Source organism: Paenalcaligenes sp. DL 309 (assembly GCF_057475285.1).
This window is the reverse complement of the sequence record NZ_JBYBKW010000004.1, coordinates 64,835-83,120: the sequence shown is the minus strand read 5'-3', so window position 1 is coordinate 83,120 and position 18,286 is coordinate 64,835. Positions and strand designations below refer to the sequence as shown.

Genomic DNA, 18,286 nt, shown 5'->3' with positions numbered 1-18,286 from the left:
TAGCGGTGAATGTTTCCCGAATATTTATCTTGCGCCCCGTTGCTACCACCTTGGCGATGGTGGCACTGCTACTGGCAGGATTAATGGGGTATAAGGCCTTGCCAGTAGCGGCTTTGCCGCAAGTGGATTACCCCACTATTCAAGTGGTTACCTTGTACCCGGGGGCCAGTCCAAGTGTGATGGCATCTTTGGTAACTTCTCCTTTAGAGCGGCAGTTTGGACAGATGCCGGGTTTAGCGCAAATGAGTTCCTCTAGTTCAGGGGGAGCCTCACGCATAACCTTACAGTTTGATTTGGATTTATCGCTCACCATTGCTGAGCAAGAGGTGCAAGCGGCCATTAATGCCGCCTCTACCATGTTGCCAAACGATTTACCTGCGCCCCCGCTTTACAACAAGGTAAACCCCGCTGATCAGCCCGTAATTAGTATTGCTGTTACCTCACCCACCATTCCTTTGCCGGAAGTGCGTGATCTTATTGATCTGCGCGTGGCACAAAAGCTGTCTCAGGTAACAGGCGTGGGATTGGTAAGTATTGCTGGTGGGCAGCGGCCCGCGGTGCGTATTCAAGTCAATCCTGAAGCTTTAGCGGCGCGTAATTTATCCCTGGCCGCAGTGCGTCAGGCGGTGGTTTCAGCTAACGTCAATCAGCCTAAAGGCAGTTTAGATGGGCCACAACGTTCCACCACTATTAGTGCTAATGAGCAGTTGCGCAGCAGTCAAGAATACGAAGATCTCATCATCAAATACGTAGACGAATCTCCCTTACGCTTAGGTGATATTGCTACTGTGGTGCAAGATGCGGAAGACATACGTCAAGCAGCTTGGTTAGGCACAGACCCGGCGATATTACTGAATGTGCAGCGCCAACCCGGCGCGAATGTGATCGAAGTGGCCGACAGCATCAAAGCACAAATAGCGGATTTGCAGCGCTCATTACCCACGGGTATTGATTTGCAGGTGGCCACTGATCGTACTTTAACTATCCGTGATTCAGTCAAGCAAGTACAACTCGAAATGCTGATGGCTATTGCACTGGTGGTATTGGTAACTTTTGTGTTTTTACGCACCTGGACGGCCACCTTTATCCCATCGGTAGTGGTGCCTTTGTCTATAGCTGGCACGTTTGGATTGATGTTTTTCTTTGGTTACAGTATCAATAATCTCACGTTGATGGCGCTTACTATTGCCACCGGTTTTGTGGTGGATGATGCCATTGTGATGATTGAAAACATCGCGCGTTATATTGAAAAAGGTCTTAGCCCCATGGAAGCGGCACTCAAAGGGGCGCAGCAAATTACCTTTACGCTGATCTCTCTTACCGTCTCCTTAGTTGCTGTGTTAATTCCCCTCTTGTTCATGAGTGATGTGATTGGGCGGTTGTTTCAGGAATTTGCTGTCACTTTAGCGGTGGCTATTGGGCTGTCACTGCTTATCTCTCTTAGTCTTACGCCTATGATGTGTGCCCGGCTATTACGGGCGCCCGATGCTGAGCCAGAAAAGCAAGGGCGTTTTATACGCTTGGCCGATGTGGGTATGCAGCGCTTAACGCACGCTTATGAGCGTGGGCTGGATTGGGTGCTGCAGCGCCAGGTTTTAACATTACTGGTTGCGGTAGGCACTTTGGTGTTGACGGCAGGCATGTATCTGATGGTGCCTAAAGGGTTTTTTCCGCAGCAAGACACCGGCATGATACAGGCCATTACCGAAGGCCCGCAAGCGGCGTCTTTTACGGCGATGTCAGGACTACAAACGCAGGCTGCCGATAAAATTTTACAAAACCCAAATGTGGCCACCGTCACTTCTTTTATAGGGGTAGATGGCAGTAATGCCACCTTAAATACCGGACGTATGCAAATCGCTTTGTTGCCACACAGTGAGCGTAGTCAAACAGCCCCCCAAATTATTGAACAACTTGCCGCCCAGTTTGGTGAAGATCCTGACTTTCGTATTTATTTGCAACCAACACAAGAGCTCACTGTAGACGATCAAATCAGCCGCACGGCTTATCAAATGGCGTTATCCGATCCAGATCCTGAGCTGTTGTATGACTGGGTGCCACAGTGGCAAAGGCAATTGCAACAGTTGCCGCAGTTAGCTGAGATAGCCACGGATCTGCAAAGCCACGGCCAGCAAGTGGTATTAGATATAGATAGAGACGCTGCCGCGCGTTTAGGCATTACCAAATCCACCATTGATGATGTGTTGTACGACGCTTTTGGACAGCGCCTTATTTCCACTATTTATACCCAATCTGCCCAATACCGCGTGGTCTTAGAAGTGGGTGATCGTTTCAGACAAAGTCCAGAAAATCTGCGTAGTATTTATCTGCCCACTGGCAGTGGTGAGGTCACGCCACTATTAGCAATTGCCACGCCTAAGATGAGCAATGTGGAATTGTCTATAGATCGCTTAGATCAGTTTCCCGCTACGCAATTGTCGTTTAATGTGGCCAAGGGTTATTCCTTGTCAGATGCCGTGGCGGCCATCAATCAAAGTGCCGTAGAAATGGATTTGCCACAGTCCACTGAGTTACGCTTTTTAGGGGCAGCCCAAGCCTTTGAGTCCTCTTTATCTAGTAGCTTGTGGCTGTTACTGGCGGCTGTGGTGACTATGTACATCGTTTTGGGTGTTTTATATGAAAGTTATATCCATCCCATCACCATTTTATCTACACTGCCTTCGGCCACCATTGGTGCCTTAGCCGCCTTATTGTTGACCGGGCATGAGCTCGATATGGTGGGCATTATTGGTATTATTTTACTCATTGGTATTGTGAAGAAAAACGCCATTATGATGATTGATTTTGCCTTGGTGGCGCAGCGCCAAGACAAGCTACCGGCCTTAGAAGCCATTCATCAAGCCGCGCTATTACGTTTTAGGCCTATTTTAATGACCACTTTTGCCGCCTTATTTAGTGCTGTGCCCTTAATGCTGGCTACGGGCTCAGGGGCAGAAATGCGGCAGCCGTTGGGCTTAGTGATGGTGGGTGGGCTGATCTGTAGCCAACTGCTCACCTTATTTACCACACCGGTAATTTATCTGTTTTTTGATAAATGGGGTCAACGGTGGCAGCAATATAGGCATAAAAAAGACGCACCGAGGGCCTCATGAGACGCTGGCTAACCGCTTTTATTATGCGACCTGTGGCCACCACCTTGATTTGTTTGGCCATGGTGTTTACCGGCCTTTTAGCCTTAAAACAGCTGCCGGTGGCACCTTTGCCGCAAATGGATTTCCCTATGATTTCCATTACGGCGAGTTTACCGGGCGCTAGTCCGGAGACCATGGCCTCTAGTGTAGCTATGCCCTTAGAGCAGGCCTTAGGTGCTATTTCCGGTGTGGGGGAGATGAGTTCTCGTAGTTCTGAGGGCTCTACTCGTATTACATTAATCTTTGAGTTAAACCGCGACATTAATGAGGCCGCAGGCGATGTGCAAGCGGCTATTAACCAAGCGCGTCCTATGCTGCCTTCAGGCATGCGCAGTGTGCCCTCCTATAGAAAAATCAATCCAGACTCTGCCCCCATTATGGTGTTGGCCATGACCTCGCCGGTGGCCACTCAGGCACAGCTTTATGATTTAGCCAGCACCATTGTGGCGCAAAAGCTATCTCAGGTGAAAGGGGTGGGCGAGGTGTCGGTAGGGGGCGGTTCTTTACCGGCGGTGCGAGTGAATTTGAATCCGCAGCTGCTAGCCGTAGAAGGCATTGCCTTAGATGAGGTGCAGCGGGTATTGGTCAATGAAAATCAATTACGCCCCAATGGATATGTGGAAAATGCCGATGAGCAGTGGTGGTTGAACTCCGGTAAACAAATGAATACCGCAGCGCAAATCGCCCCCTTAATTATTCGTTGGAATGAAGGCAGTGCGGTACGGCTGCAAGACGTGGCCACCGTGGAAGACTCCGTACAAGAGCGCAATAATATCGGCTTTATTAATGATAAGCCCGGCGTGTTGCTGATAGTGCGTCGTGAGGCCAATGCCAATATTATTGAAACCGTAGAAGCCATCCGCGAGCGTATTCCGCAGTTTGAGGCCATGATGCCGGCCGATGTGAACTTACAAGTGGCCCAAGATCGCACGCCCAGTATTCGTGCTTCTCTGGAAGAGGCGCAAAAAACCTTATTTATTGCGGTTATTTTGGTGGTGCTGGTGGTGCTGCTGTTTTTGCGGGATTGGCGGGCGGCGTTGATTCCGGCGGTGGCGGTGCCGGCCTCCTTAATCAGTACCTTTGCCCTCATGTATGCTTTTGGTTTTAGTTTAAATACTATTTCATTAATGGCGCTGATTGTGGCCACCGGCTTTGTGGTGGATGATGCCATTGTGGTGCTAGAAAGTATTATGCGTTATATGGAGCGCGGCTACAGCCCGTTACGAGCCGCCGCGCGCGGTGTGCGGGATGTAGGTTTTACCGTCACCGCCATGAGTCTGTCTTTGGTAGCGGTATTTATTCCCATGTGGTTAGTGGGGGGCTTAGTGGGTAGGTTGTTTAAAGAGTTTGCTGTTACGCTTTCGGTGGCGGTGATGATTTCTTGGCTGATTTCCCTTATTTTAACGCCCATGATGGCCTCTAAGCTGCTACGTACCCATAATATTAAAACCCGCTTAGCTGATGAAGCCATGGGGCGTACGGCACGGTTTTTACAGTGGTCGGGTACAAAGATTATGAATGGTTATAGGCGTAGCTTAGGTTGGGCGCTGCGCTATAAGTTTCTGACCCTGATTTCCTTAGTGGCTACTATTGTACTGAATGGCTATTTATATACGGCCATACCCAAGGGCTTGTTTCCCCAACAAGACACGGGTCAGCTCATGGGCTTTTTCCGTGTGGATCAGGGTATGTCCTTTGAAGCCATGACGCCGAAGCTGGATCACTTTAGAAAAGTTTTAGTGGCCGATCCGGATGTAAACAGTGTGGCGGTGTTTGCCGGTGGGCGTGGTGGCAGTAATTCGTCCTTTATCTTAGTAGAGCTGCTGCCCATGGAAGAGCGTCAAGCCAGTGCCTTTGAAATCGTGGCTCGGCTACGCAACCAGTTACAATCCGAACCGGGCGCGCGGTTATTTTTAACACCACAGCAAGATATTTTTGTAGGGGGCGGTTTGGGGCGTTCCGGCTCCTACAATTACAGTCTCTTAGCCAGCGATATGCAGCTGCTTAAACAATGGCAGCCCAAGGTGCAGCGCGCCATGGCAAAGCTGCCTGAGCTGGTAGACGTAGACGCCGATGCCGATGATAAAGGCTCACGTATAGAACTGCGCATAGACCGTGAAAAAGCCACTGCCTTGGGCGTGGATATGGCCTTAGTGGCTAATACCTTAAATAACGCTTTTAGCCAGCGCCAAGCCGCGGTGATTTATGGTCGTTTAAATCAATATTATGTGGTGATGGGTGTAGAGCCGCGCTTTGCGCGTGATATTGAATCTTTAAAACAACTGGAGGTGGTGACGGCAGAAGGTGAGCGCGTGCCCTTATCTACCTTTACCTATTTTGAGCATGGTACCGCCCCGTTGAGTGTGAGCCATCAAGGGCTGTTCATTGCTGAAACGGTGTCTTTTGGTTTGGCCGAAGGCGTGTCTTTAGATCAAGCCACTGCCGCCATCGATGAAGCCATGGCACAAATTAGTTTACCCACACGCGATATACAAGGGGGGTATGAGGGTTCAGCAAAAATGATGCAAGACTCCTTAGCACAACAACCCATGCTAATTTTTGCGGCCTTGGCTGTGATGTATATTGTGCTCGGCATGCTGTATGAAAGTTATATGCACCCATTAACTATACTTTCTACTTTGCCTTCAGCGGGTATAGGGGCTTTATTGGCATTGATGTTAGTGGGTGAAGAATTCTCTATTATTGCCATGATTGGGGTGTTTTTGCTCATTGGTATAGTAAAGAAAAACGCCATTATGATGGTGGATTACGCCCTGCATGCGCAGCGTGATTTGGGCTATAGCGTAGAAAAGGCCGCCTTTGAAGCCTGTTTAATACGGTTTAGACCCATTATGATGACCACGCTTTCCGCCATTTTAGGCGCAATACCGTTGATTATTGCTACCGGTCCCGGGGTAGAAATGCGTCAGCCTTTGGGACTTACTATTGTAGGCGGCTTGGTGCTTAGTCAAATTCTGACGCTTTATACTACGCCGGTGGTTTACATTTATTTAGAAAAAATAGCCGGACGATTCCGTTCTAAAACGAAGGCAGCATAATGCAAACATGGCGAAATCAATTCTCAGTACTCAGTGCCGCGCTTATCTTGGCAGGCTGTGCCGTAGGGCCTGATTATGAGCGTCCAGTCATCGATGTGGGTGCGGAGTATGCCTATGATGATGTGATTAGCCCCGCTGCCGCTGAGCCCAGTGCGTGGCAGCCAGTAATCCCTGTAGATGAGCAAGGGGCAGGGCAGTGGTGGTTGGTATTTAATGATCCACAACTCAACGGGTGGATAGCGCAGCTGCATGAGGCCAATGCAAACTTAGAGCAAGCCGAAGCGCGTTATCGTCAAGCGCAAGCCAGTTTGGGCCAAGCGCGTGCCGGATTCTTTCCCACCTTGGGTAGTGATGTCTCGGGTCAGCGCTCCGGCTCAGGGCAAAGCAGCCCGCAGAATCAATACAATCTTAATGCGGCTGCACAGTGGGAGGTGGATCTCTGGGGCCGCGTGCGCCGTTCCGTGGAGTCTTCGGATGCTACTGTGGCTGCCAGTGCTGCCGATATTTTAGCAACGCGTCTGAGCTTAGAGTCCACCTTTGTACAAAGCTATTTTCAAGCGAAAAATGTGTTAGATGCACAGCGTCTCTATGATGAAACCATTGCCGCTTATGAACGTAGTCTACAAAACAACAAAAACCGTTTTGAAGTGGGCTTGGTATCACCGGCGGATGTGGCCATCGCACAGGCACAGTTAGATAATGCCCGCACGCAACGTTTAGCCTTAAATAGGCAATGGGGGCAATTGCGTAATGCCATGGCGGTGCTTTTAGGGCTGCCACCGTCTGCCTTCGACTTACCATCAAACATGAATGATGGCGCCGATGTGCTGCCTACCGTGCCGGTGGGCTTACCAGTGCAACTTTTAACGCGCAGGCCCGATGTAGCCGCCGCGGAGCGCCGTGTGGCCGCAGCCAATGCCCAAATAGGCGTAGCCAAAAGCGCGTGGCTGCCAAACTTAACGCTGTCAGCCCAAGGGGGCTATAGAAGTGGGTCGTGGTCGGATTGGATTAGTGCGCCCGCGCGTTTTTGGTCTTTGGGGCCAGCGCTAGCTTTAACGATTTTTGATGGCGGCGCCCGTACCGCTCGCGTGAATGAAGCCATCGCCACTTACGATTTACAGGCTGCAGCCTATAAACAAACGGTATTGGATGCCCTACGTGAGGTGGAAGATAACCTAGTGCAGTGGCATGGCTTGCACCAAGAACTCATCACCCAACAAAGCGCCCTAGCCGCCGCCCGCGAATCCTTACGCCTCACACGGAATCAGTTTGACGCCGGGCTCATTGATTATTTAGCCGTAGTCCAAGTTGAAACCAATGCCTTATCGACTGAACGTGCCACCTTGGCGCTACAAAATGAATTGTTTATCACCGCGACGAAGTTGATTGCGTCTTTAGGGGGAAGGTGGGATTAATCCCCCCGCATCCACTCCTCCAACCCCTCCACCCATTCCGCCGCTGGCAGCCCGTAGGCCATGGTGATTTGGGTGGCTTTGGTGTAGAGGTCTTCAAAATCCACGGCGGGTGGGTTTTTGAAGGCGATGGCGACTATGTTGCCGTCGTGCGATTCCGGTAGCCAGGCGACGGCAGCAAAGCTTTGCTGTAGGTAATGCAGATTACGAGCATGTACGTGTTCATTGCCCAAAATATTAACCGTTAACATGCCCTCATCATTGAGCACACGCGCACATTCTTGATAAAAATCAAGTGATTCCAGGGCGGGGTTATCGGCTGTGGCACCGTATAAATCCACTTGTAATACATCCACACTGCCTGCCGCGCATTGCTTAATGTGCTCAAAGGCACAGTTGTTAATCACCGGTAGGCGTGTATCGTCGCTAGGCAGCTCAAACAACAATCTGGCCGCACGAATCACATCGTGATTCAGCTCCACGGCCGTCACTTTGGCTTCAGGGTAATGTTGATAACAAAATTTACTCAATGAGCCCGCGCCTAAGCCTAGCTGCATAATGTGGGTGGGTTGATCCATAAAAAGCTGCCACATCATCATCTGCTGCACATACTGCAGCTCTAAGGCATTCGGGTCATCAAGTCGCATTGCGCCTTGCACCCACGGTGTACCTAAGTGCAAATAGCGCACGCCTTCATATACTGAAATAGTCACTTCTTCCATTAGTAAATCCCCCTTATTCCTGCTACCCCATGCCCCCCGTTGGAGCGGGCCTTGCCCGCGATATCTGTATCCATCCCCCCCAAAGCAAACACCGGTCTCCCAGCCTCCGCCGCCAACTCCGCAAACCTTTCCCATCCTAAAGGCTTTTCATCAGGGTGCGAAGGGGTAGGCAGCACATGGCCCAACACCACAAAATCACAATTCAACTGCTTGGCTAAGGTAATTTCGGCGGCATTATGGGTAGACATTGCTAATAATTGTCCTTCAGTAATGGGGGCAGATTGTTGTTGTGCTACCAGTGCTGCGGCATCGCTGCTACGCAGATGTAATCCATCCGTATGGGGCAGCCACTCAGTAGGGTGCACGCTGTTTAATAAGCAATAGGCGCCGTATTGATCGCACAGCGCCACGGTTTGTTGCAGCACTTCAAAAAGCTCAGCTTGTTCCGCTTCGCTAGTGGCTGTTGCTGCCCACGCAGGCTCACGGAATTGCACCAAGCCCACGCCATTTTCTAGGGCTTCTTTTAAACGAAGTAGCCAAGGAGCAATGCCGGCCACATTACCAATGCTGCTGATTAGGTAACGATCAGCGAGTTGCAGCCAACGTAACACGGGAAAGGTAGCGGGCAGTACCGGGCCTATGTTTAGCGGTATGGGTTGCCCGGGGTAATGCCACGCCACTTGTTGATTTTCTAAAGGCGTAGGTTCCCCTTCCCACGCGGTGACTTTGTAGAAATTAAGTTCCACGATATTAACGGAGTATTCGTGCACGTATTTTACCCAAGGGGTGGCAGTGGTGATGTTGATGCCTATTTCTTCTTTCAGCTCACGTGCGAGCGCATCAAATACGCTTTCATCGCCTTCGATTTTACCGCCGGCGAGTTCCCACCAGAGCGGCCAAGGCTTATCGGCCGGGCGGCTGCTAAGCAGCACCGCGCCATCTTCACGTAAAATTACGCCTACGGCCACACGCACATACGGTTTATTATTTAACATGATTTGCGGCCCAATCTCGTGCAAATTGCTGCGCTACGCGGCCCGAACGTGAGCCACGGTGTAAGGCCCATTGCAGCGCTTCGCGGCGGGACTCTTCCACTCGCTCTGGCGGGCAGCCTAGTTGCTCTAGCCAGTAATACACGATTTCTAAATAGTCGTCTTGTTTGAAGGGGTAAAAAGATAGCCAAATACCAAAACGCTCAGACAGTGAGGTTTTTTCTTCTACGGCTTCGCCATAATGCAGCTCACCGGAAGCGGGTGTGGTAGTGGCTAAATTATCTGCAGCGTATTCGGGCATCAGATGTCTGCGGTTGGAGGTGGCATAAATCAGCACATTTGCGCTAGGGGCAGCCACGGAACCATCTAAGACGGATTTCAACGCTTTATAACCACTTTCACCGTCTTCAAAAGACAGATCATCACTAAAAATAATAAAGTATTCTGGGCGCTCGGCAATGAGAGCAATAATATCGGGCAAATCGCCCATGTCGTTTTTGTCTATTTCAATTAGACGTAAGCCTTGATCAGCAAACTGCGAAAGCATGGCTTTAACCAAAGAGCTTTTACCCGTGCCGCGGGCGCCAGTCATCAACACATTATTAGCCGGTTTACCAGCAACAAAATTCGCTGTATTACGAGTGATAATGTCTTTTTGTTGTTCTATGTGTTGTAGATCATCTGGGTTTAAGGGGGCGATATATTTTACCGCATCTAACCAACCCCGTGCACCGCGGCGACGCCAAATAAAAGCCTGTGCCTCCCAGTCTATGGCGGGGGGCACAGGGGGTAAATAAGCGGCTAATTGTTCTAAAACGCCTTCAGCGCGTTGTAAAATACGCGGTAAATCGTAATCCAAAATTCTCTCCATTTAGGTATAGTGCAGCTAACAGCCAACTTAATTCGGCAGAAATAGTACTACACCGTATAATTATGGCTTTAGCTTCGGCTTTTTACCAATTTTTTAGTTCGGAACGCGCTTTGAAAATCCCAAATCTAATGACCCCCATTGCCGATGATATGGCCGCTCTGGATGCTGTTATCCGCGAGCGTCTTAATTCAGAAGTCGTTTTAATTCGCACTATTGGGGAATATATTGTGGGCGCGGGTGGCAAACGTATGCGCCCCGCCATGTTGTTATTAATCGCTAAAGCCTTAGGTTATGAAGGCTCACATCACCATTTATTAGCGGGTGTGGTGGAGTTTATTCACACCGCTACCTTATTGCACGATGATGTGGTTGATGAGTCGGATCTACGCCGCGGCCGTGACACGGCGAATGCGGTGTTCGGTAATGCAGCGAGTGTACTGGTGGGTGATTACTTGTACTCACGCTCCTTTGAGATGATGGTAGAAACCGGCTCTATGCGTGCCATGGCAGTGCTCTCTGAAGCCACCACTATTATTGCCGAAGGCGAGGTGCTGCAGCTCTTAAATGTGCATGATCCAGACGTCTCTGAAGCGCGTTACATGCAAGTGGTACGTTACAAAACCGCAAAGCTGTTTGAGGCTGCTGCTCAAGTGGGTGCCATTCTCTCTGGAGCCACAGCAGAAATAGAAGCCGCTGCTACCGCTTATGGCCGTCATATAGGCACCGCCTTTCAGTTGATTGATGATGTATTAGATTACAGCGGCGATGCCGAGGCCTTAGGTAAAAACGTGGGCGATGATTTACGTGAAGGTAAACCTACCTTACCTTTAATCCGCGTGATGGAAACCGGCACGCCTGCCGAGCAAAATCTAATTAAAACCGCGATTGAAACCGGTGATGCAGATTTTGTGGCGGTGGCTGAGGCCATTGCTAACACAGATGCCGTGGCCTATACGCGTCAAGTGGCCGATGCCGAAGCCGAGTTAGCCTTAGCAGCTATTCACGCCTTTCCTGACAGCATTTATAAGCAAACTCTTATTGATTTTTGTGCGGTGGCCGTACAGCGAGACCGTTAAGATGGAACGTGTTTTTGGTGTGGTGGGCAGGTCGGGTAGTGGTAAAACCACTCTCATAGAGACTATGATCCCTTGGTTTAATGAGCAAGGCATAGAAGTTGCTGTAATTAAGCATAGTCACCATAATCTACAGTTTGAACCTCCCCAAAAAGACAGTTCGCGCTTTAGAACGGCTGGCGCACGTGAGGTGATTGTGGCCTCACCGTACCACTACGCACTTTTTCATAACTTAACAAATGAAGAGGAACCTAGGCTCGTTGAGCTAGTGCAGCGTATTGAAGGGGCTGATATCATCTTGGTGGAGGGGTACAGGCAAGCCTCCATACCCCGCATTGAGGTATATAGACCTTCGCGAGGTATTGCGCCGGTTTACGAAAGCACTGAGCAGGTGGTGGCTATTGCTACAGATGAAGATTTAGAAAATGTCAGTTTGCCCTGTTTGCCTTTAAATAAACCTCACCGCGTAGCCGCTTTTATTTTGCAGTACTTAAGGTGATCGTATGCATATAGATTTTGATATTGCGCAAACAGTGGGCTTAGCTGCTGTTTTTTTAGTTATTGGGAAATTAGTAAAAAATCAAATCCCAGTGCTATCGCGCTATTTCATTCCTAGCCCTATTATCGGCGGTGTGCTGTTCTCCTTTTTCACTTTGTTTGGCTATATGAGTGGTTATTTCACCTTAGAGCTTGATAGCTATATGCGTGATTTTCTTCTCATGGCTTTTTTTACTACCATTGGTTTCTCCGCCAGTTTTGAACTGTTAAAAAAGGGCGGGGTAGGCGTTGTGTTGCTGTTACCAAAATGCGCGAAAGGCCTCGCCGTTCAGGGCGAGGATGGATAGCGCGGGCAGCGAAGCTGTCCTTTGCTGTTCATGATGTTGTTATTGTATAATTAATTAATGAAACGCTTGCAAGCCTTTAAGTACAAACTCATGCCAAACGGCCAGCAAGAGCGGCAAATGCGCCGCTTTGCGGGCTCGTGCCGTTTCGTCTTTAACAAGGCATTGGCGTTGCAAAAAGAGCGTTACGCTACGGGTCAAAAAAAACTCTCTTACACTGAATTATGTAAGCATCTGACCCAGTGGCGTAAAAGCAGTGAAACCCCGTGGCTGGCTGAAGTTCACTCCCAAGTTGTGCAACAAGCCCTCAAAGACTTAGAACGTGCGTATGAGAATTTCTTTGCCAAACGCGCTGATTTTCCCCGTTTTAAGAAAAAAGGCCAACGTGACAGCTTTCGCTACCCGCAAGGCTGCAAACTCGATCAAAACACGAGTCGTATTTTTCTGCCCAAGCTGGGCTGGGTGCGTTATCGCAACAGCCGAGAGGTACTGGGTACTGTTAAAAATGTCACCGTGTCCAGTAAACAAGGCAAGTGGTTTGTTTCCATCCAAACCGAGCGTGAAATCGCCTCCCCTGTGCCCTCCGCCACGAGCGCCGTGGGTATCGACATGGGCGTTGCGCGATTTGCCACCTTGTCCGACGGTACGTTCTATGCGCCTTTAAACAGCTTCAAGCGGCATGAGGCGGCCTTGCGCAAAGCGCAACAGGCCATGAGCCGCAAAACCAAATTCAGTAAAAATTGGCATAAAACCAAAGCCCGCGTTCAAAAAATCCATGCCCGTATCGCTAACGCTCGTTGCGATTACCTGCACAAAACCTCAACCGCAATCAGCCAAAACCACGCGATGGTGTGTATTGAGGACTTGTCGGTGCGCAACCTATCTACGTCAGCGACCGGTACCGTAGAGGCACCGGGAAAAAACGTTCGAGCCAAATCAGGTTTAAACAAGGCCATTTTGGATCAAGGCTGGTATGAATTTCGCCGTCAACTGGACTATAAACTGGCATGGGCAGGCGGCTGGCTGATCGCCGTGCCGCCGCACTACACCAGCCAAACCTGCCCTGAGTGCGGGCATTGCAGTAAAGAGAATCGACCCAATCAAGCCCAGTTCCAGTGCATGGGTTGTGGTTTTGAAGAAAACGCCGATCGAGTCGGCGCGATTAATGTTCTAAGGGCGGGACACGCCCAGTTCGCCTGTGAAGTGAGTGGTGCAGCAAGGCCGCCAGCAGCAGGAACCCACCGAAGTGAGTCAGGCAATAGTCGCTTGAACGCCGTAGGAATCCCCTTGCTTTAGCTAGGGGAGGATGTCAATAGCAGCAGTGTTGTTGATGGTGTTGCAAAATGTAACAGGAGTGGGGGTAGCGGTTCTTTTAGGAGAAAGCCCTTTGCTCGGTATGGCCGCGGGTTCCATTTCTCTTACCGGTGGACACGGGACTTCTGCGGCTTTTGCTCCCTTATTAGAGCAATATGGCGCTGTAGGAGCTCTACCTGCCGCCATGGCAGCTTCTACATGGGGTTTAGTAGCTGGTTGTATTATTGGCGGCCCCTTGGGCTCCCGGTTGCTGCGTAAACACAACATAAAAAAGCCCGATTTTGAAGCTTTTCAAGAAGAAATTCATCTAGAAGAAGTAGCAACAGCAGACGCTAAACCTCAACTTGAAGCAGACGGTAAACTTTTTGATATCTCCATGTACAGCGCTATTTTATTAACGGTGTGCATAGGCATAGGTTCGATTATTGTTTTATTACTCAAAAAATAGACATCACCATTCCGAGTTATTTAGGTGCCATGTTAGTAGCCGCCATAGCGCGTAACATTATTGATTGGCGCGGTTTTAAATTTCCCCGCGCAGAGATGGAAACCATTGGCTCTGTGTCATTGGCCTTTTTCTTAGTGATGGCGCTGATGTCTATGAAGCTTTGGGAACTTGCCAGTGTGGCGGGACCGTTATTGATTATCATGCTGGCACAAACCGCTTTGGTTTTTCTATTTGCTTATTTTGTCACTTTTCGGCTGATGGGGAAGGATTACGATGCCGTAGTGATCGCTACTGGTCATTGTGGTTTTGGTTTAGGCGCTACCCCAAATGCGATGGCCAATATTCAATCATTTACCGATGCTAACGGTCCTTCACCCAAAGCGTTTTTTGTGATCCCTTTAGTAGGATCTTTGTTCATTGATTTCTTTAATGCCGTAACAATTACGAGCTTTATTAGTTTTTTAAAGTAATGAAATAAAGTAAGATGTAAGCAGTGTAAGCAATCAATGTAAGCAAGTGTTTTTAGTGTTTTTTTCTTTAACAGATACAAGTATAAAATAAAGCAAATATTATATGTTTAATCGCTTAACGTTAACGCGTCGTTTTTGGATCACCGTGTGCGTCTATTGGGTGGTATTCGCCTTTTCTATGGGCACAGGCATTGTGGGTTTAATGCAAGCTAGAGACAGCCTGCATACGGTGCATGATAATCGCATGCATTCCGTAGAGCTTTTAAACGATATGGAAGTGAATTTTTACGACAGTCGTTTAAATATTTTATTGGGTTTTCAACATGACCCAAGTAGCCGTCTTTACGAGCTGCACGATCACCCCATTAGTTTGCACATTGATGCCATCGAAAAAAATAAAGAATCTAATCGCTTAGCTTCGGCAGAGTTGAGAAACATAGCACTGTGTGATCAAGAACGGGCCTGCTTAGATAATGTGTTTGCCGCTCAAGCAAAATGGAGAGAGCAGCTAGATAAAGCCATTAGCGCCCTAGAAATGGGTAACTTCAGCGCGAATGCTATGCAAGCCTTTTTAGTAGCGGGTCGTACTGAAGGCACTGCGGTATTAAATGCTATACGGGAGGCAGTAGAATTCCAAGCAGACCAAGCCGATTTAGAAACCCTGCAGGCTGAAAATCGTTACCGTAATGCGCAGATTTATTTTGCTTTGATTGTGCTTTTTGGCGTCATTCCCGTGACTTGGTTTATGGTGCTGACTTTACGTCGTATGTCAGCAGGTTTTGAGCAGGCAAATAATACAGCCCAAGCCATTGCGAAGGGGGATCTTACGCATCATATACACCCTGATGGTAATGATGAGATTACCGCTATGCTGACCCAAGTACGCCATATGCAGCAAAATCTACGCACTCTTATCTCTCAGATCACACGTAGTGCAAGTGCTATTGCCACAGTGTCTAGCCGTGTGGCGGAAGGCTCTACTTTGTTGTCTAGCCATACCGATCAGCAGGCGGCATCACTAGAAGAAACGTCTGCGGCAACTGAGGAGCTAAACAGCACCGTACATCAAAATGCCGCCAATGCCCGTGAGGCTGAAGACATGGCTGACCAAGCAGATGCTGTGGCACGCCGCGGTGGTGAGGCGGTAAATAGTGTGGTTAGCACTATGAATGAGATCAGTGATGCTTCGCAGAAAATATCAGATATTGTAGGTATTATCGATAGCATCGCTTTCCAAACTAACATCTTGGCACTTAACGCCGCCGTAGAAGCCGCCCGTGCCGGTGAGCAAGGGCGTGGTTTTGCCGTGGTAGCTTCTGAGGTTCGCGCTTTAGCTCAACGTTCTGCATCGGCAGCACATGAGGTGCGTGACCTGATAGATAGCTCGGTAGAGGTAGTGAATAATGGTAGCGGTCAGGTAACTCAAGCCGGTAGTACCATGGAAGAAATTGTGAGCAATAACGAGCGCATGATGGTGCTGATTCGTGAGATTGCTGCGGCTAGCCAGGAGCAGTCTATTGGTCTAAATGAGATTAACCAAGCCATGGCTCTGATGGATGACATGACGCATCAAAACGTCACCCTAGTTAGCGAGACCAGCACCGCCTCTAACGCCCTGCGCGAGCAGGCAGACCAGCTAGTTAGCTATGTGTCTGCCTTTAACCTAGGCGATACGGTAGATGTGAATGCCACTGTGCAGGACGAAGAGACGTATAACCCTCCTCGATTAGGGTAAATTGGTAGCAGCAGCCGCTGTAGAGATCGGGCCAGGCCCGATCTGACAACCGCGATGATCAATCAATCACCTTCCCTGGATTCAAAATATTATTTGGATCCAGGGTTTTTTTCAGGCTACGCATGAGCGCGATTTCGGCTTCGGTGCGGCTGTAGTGCAGCCACGGTTTTTTGTGTAAACCGATGCCGTGTTCGGCCGAAACCGAGCCTGCTAAATCTTGGGTAATTTCATAAAAGCGTTTTTCAATCGCCGTTTCTATGGCTTTATCACCATGGGGTATCGGGCCGACGAGTACGTGTATATTGCCATCACCCACATGGCCAAAATACAGCGCATTAATCTCACTATCAAACTCCGCCAAAGAGGCTCGTAACCTTTCAACGCCTTCACCCATTTTAGAAATGGGGAAGGAAATATCGAAATTAATGGTGGGCGCAATGTGCGGCAAAATCTCTGCTACGGCGTCTCGTAAGGCCCAGAAGTCTTCCGCATCGCTGTGTGACTGTGCAATAGTCGCATCAACCACCCAGCCTTCATTAAAGGCATGCTCTAACACACCTTCAAACTGATCGGCTACCGCAACAGGATTAGCAGATTGCATATCCATGAGCACGTACAGAGGGTACTCATCACTAATAGGTGCACGACTGCCGCCAAGCCTAATAGCACTTTGATAGTAATCTTGCCACATCACTTCAAAAGCGCTCACTAGGCCAGACAACTCTTGTTGTGCATAACGTAATAGGCTAATAACGGCATCAAAACTAGGTAATGCCACTAAGGCGGTATTTGCACCATTTACTTTTGGGTGCAGGCGTAGTACGACTTTGGTAATGACTCCTAAGAGGCCTTCTGAGCCTATAAATAAATGTTTAAGGTCAAAAGCCGCGTTGTTTTTTGCCATTTTATTTAGCATAGAAAGCACGGTACCATCGGCTTGTACCACTTCCATCCCCAGCACTAAATCACGCGTCATGCCATAACGAATCACTCTATTACCACCGGCATTGGTGGCCACATTACCACCAATTTGGCAGGAGCCACGCGCCCCTAGATCTAAAGAGAATTCATAGCCAGCCTCATTGGCCGCTTGTTGAATGGTTTCTAGGGGTGTGCCGGCCCATACCGTCATGGTGGCAGACTCGGTATCCACTTCTATGATGCCACTCATGCGCTCCATGCTCAACACCACGGCTTCACCGCGCACCGTAGCGCCACCGGCTAAGCCCGTTAATCCACCCTGAGGCACCACGGCACGGCGCTGCTCGTTGCACAGCGCTAAAATTTGGCTGACCTGCTCGGTGGTCTGGGGTCTGTGCACCGCTAACGGCTCCTCTCCCACCTCACCACTCCAATCTGTTCTATATTTGCTGTAATCTGGGTTCGTCATAAATCGTAATCCACAAGAAGAGGGGCATGATCGCTGTAGCGTTCATCTTTGTATACCCAAGCTTTTTTGGCGGCCGCCGCAGCACCGGGGGTGGCAATGTGGTAATCAATGCGCCAGCCGGTGTTATTAGCCCAAGCTTGGCCGCGGTTGCTCCACCAGGTGTAGGCTTCACCCGTATGTTCAGGGTAAAGGGTTCTATACACATCCACCCAACCTATTTCATCAAACACTTTAGTTAACCATTCGCGCTCTTCGGGTAAGAAGCCGGAGTTTTTTCTGTTGCCGCGCCAGTTTTTAAGGTCGATTTCATGGTGTGCAATGTTCCAATCACCGCAAATAATATATTCTCGACCAGTGGCTTTGTGATCTGCCATAAACGCACTAATCCACGCTTCAAAATGGTCTAGGAAACGGTATTTAGCTTCTTGGCGTTCCGTGCCTGTGGTGCCTGAAGGTAGGTAGGCGCTAATAATACTTAAGTTATCGTATTTGGCCTTAATAATGCGGCCTTCTGGGTCAAATTCTGAGCAACCCATGCCAGATATCACTGTATTAGGCTCATCTTTTAAGTATAAAGCCACACCGCTATAACCGGGTTTTTCAGCTAGGTTGAAATAGCCGTAGTAGCCCTCGGGGTTACGCATGGGCTCTTTGAGGTCTTTATCTTGAATGCGTACCTCTTGCATACACACCATAGTGGGATTGTATTCCGCCAGCCAATCAGCAAAACCTTTGCGGTAAGCGGCACGTATGCCATTCATGTTTAAACTACAAATTCGTAACACAAAAAAACCTTTATAAAATAA

Annotated in this window: 13 protein-coding genes and 1 pseudogene; 9 read left to right on the top strand and 5 right to left on the bottom strand. The window is 49.2% G+C overall.

Features of this window, described 5'->3' with window-relative positions:
• Window positions 1–5 precede the first annotated feature (5 nt).
• From AC2UZJ_RS06705 to AC2UZJ_RS06695, 3 genes are read left to right on the top strand one after another with little or no spacing between them, the layout of a single operon-like run.
• A complete protein-coding gene (locus AC2UZJ_RS06705) occupies window positions 6–3,113 on the top strand; it encodes an efflux RND transporter permease subunit (protein ID WP_486949362.1) in 3,108 nt (1,035 codons plus the stop codon).
• On the top strand, window positions 3,110–6,211 hold the full coding sequence (locus AC2UZJ_RS06700; RefSeq protein WP_486949361.1) for an efflux RND transporter permease subunit: 3,102 nt from the start codon (window positions 3,110–3,112) through the stop codon (window positions 6,209–6,211). Before AC2UZJ_RS06705 ends, AC2UZJ_RS06700 begins: the two co-directional genes overlap by 4 nt.
• Window positions 6,211–7,626: an efflux transporter outer membrane subunit gene (locus AC2UZJ_RS06695; protein WP_486949360.1), complete on the top strand. Its 1,416-nt coding sequence runs from the start codon at window positions 6,211–6,213 to the stop codon at window positions 7,624–7,626. Before AC2UZJ_RS06700 ends, AC2UZJ_RS06695 begins: the two co-directional genes overlap by 1 nt.
• On the opposite strand, the gene AC2UZJ_RS06690 is transcribed toward AC2UZJ_RS06695, so the two are convergent.
• Genes AC2UZJ_RS06690 through AC2UZJ_RS06680 form a run of 3 tightly spaced genes read right to left on the bottom strand, consistent with a single transcriptional unit; the run spans window position 7,623 to window position 10,208 of the window.
• Window positions 7,623–8,345 carry a spermine/spermidine synthase domain-containing protein gene (locus tag AC2UZJ_RS06690; protein ID WP_486949359.1) on the bottom strand — a complete coding sequence of 241 codons (723 nt, stop codon included), beginning with the start codon at window positions 8,343–8,345 and terminating at the stop codon, window positions 7,623–7,625. The genes AC2UZJ_RS06695 and AC2UZJ_RS06690 overlap by 4 nt on opposite strands.
• Window positions 8,345–9,340 (bottom strand): Nudix family hydrolase, encoded by a 996-nt coding sequence (locus AC2UZJ_RS06685; protein ID WP_486949358.1) that lies wholly within the window; start codon window positions 9,338–9,340, stop codon window positions 8,345–8,347. The genes AC2UZJ_RS06690 and AC2UZJ_RS06685 overlap by 1 nt, the downstream gene beginning before the upstream one ends.
• Window positions 9,330–10,208, bottom strand: coding sequence for an ATP-binding protein (locus AC2UZJ_RS06680; RefSeq protein WP_486949357.1), 879 nt, complete (start codon window positions 10,206–10,208; stop codon window positions 9,330–9,332). The genes AC2UZJ_RS06685 and AC2UZJ_RS06680 overlap by 11 nt, the downstream gene beginning before the upstream one ends.
• 149 nt (window positions 10,209–10,357) lie before the next feature.
• Here AC2UZJ_RS06680 and ispB point away from each other — a divergent pair, with 149 nt between their 5' ends.
• The 6 genes and pseudogenes from ispB (at window position 10,358) to AC2UZJ_RS06650 (ending at window position 16,090) form a co-directional block, all read left to right on the top strand.
• Complete coding sequence (gene ispB / locus AC2UZJ_RS06675; RefSeq protein ID WP_486949546.1) at window positions 10,358–11,284, top strand: octaprenyl diphosphate synthase; 927 nt, start codon at window positions 10,358–10,360, stop codon at window positions 11,282–11,284.
• Between the two features lies 1 nt (window position 11,285).
• Window positions 11,286–11,780, top strand: coding sequence for a molybdopterin-guanine dinucleotide biosynthesis protein B (gene mobB / locus AC2UZJ_RS06670; RefSeq protein WP_486949356.1), 495 nt, complete (start codon window positions 11,286–11,288; stop codon window positions 11,778–11,780).
• A gap of 4 nt (window positions 11,781–11,784) precedes the next feature.
• A complete protein-coding gene (locus AC2UZJ_RS06665) occupies window positions 11,785–12,126 on the top strand; it encodes a sodium/glutamate symporter (RefSeq protein ID WP_486949355.1) in 342 nt (113 codons plus the stop codon).
• Between the two features lie 57 nt (window positions 12,127–12,183).
• Window positions 12,184–13,419: an RNA-guided endonuclease InsQ/TnpB family protein gene (locus AC2UZJ_RS06660; RefSeq protein WP_486949354.1), complete on the top strand. Its 1,236-nt coding sequence runs from the start codon at window positions 12,184–12,186 to the stop codon at window positions 13,417–13,419.
• 10 nt (window positions 13,420–13,429) lie between these two features.
• A pseudogene (locus tag AC2UZJ_RS06655) lies at window positions 13,430–14,355 on the top strand (sodium/glutamate symporter).
• 103 nt (window positions 14,356–14,458) lie between these two features.
• Window positions 14,459–16,090: a methyl-accepting chemotaxis protein gene (locus tag AC2UZJ_RS06650; protein WP_486949353.1), complete on the top strand. Its 1,632-nt coding sequence runs from the start codon at window positions 14,459–14,461 to the stop codon at window positions 16,088–16,090.
• A 58-nt stretch (window positions 16,091–16,148) separates the two neighbouring features.
• On the opposite strand, the gene AC2UZJ_RS06645 is transcribed toward AC2UZJ_RS06650, so the two are convergent.
• Window positions 16,149–17,480, bottom strand: a complete 1,332-nt coding sequence (locus AC2UZJ_RS06645) for an FAD-binding oxidoreductase (RefSeq protein ID WP_486949352.1) — start codon at window positions 17,478–17,480, stop codon at window positions 16,149–16,151.
• On the bottom strand, window positions 17,477–18,265 hold the full coding sequence (locus AC2UZJ_RS06640; protein WP_486949351.1) for an exodeoxyribonuclease III: 789 nt from the start codon (window positions 18,263–18,265) through the stop codon (window positions 17,477–17,479). Before AC2UZJ_RS06640 ends, AC2UZJ_RS06645 begins: the two co-directional genes overlap by 4 nt.
• Between the last annotated feature and the right edge of the window lie 21 nt (window positions 18,266–18,286).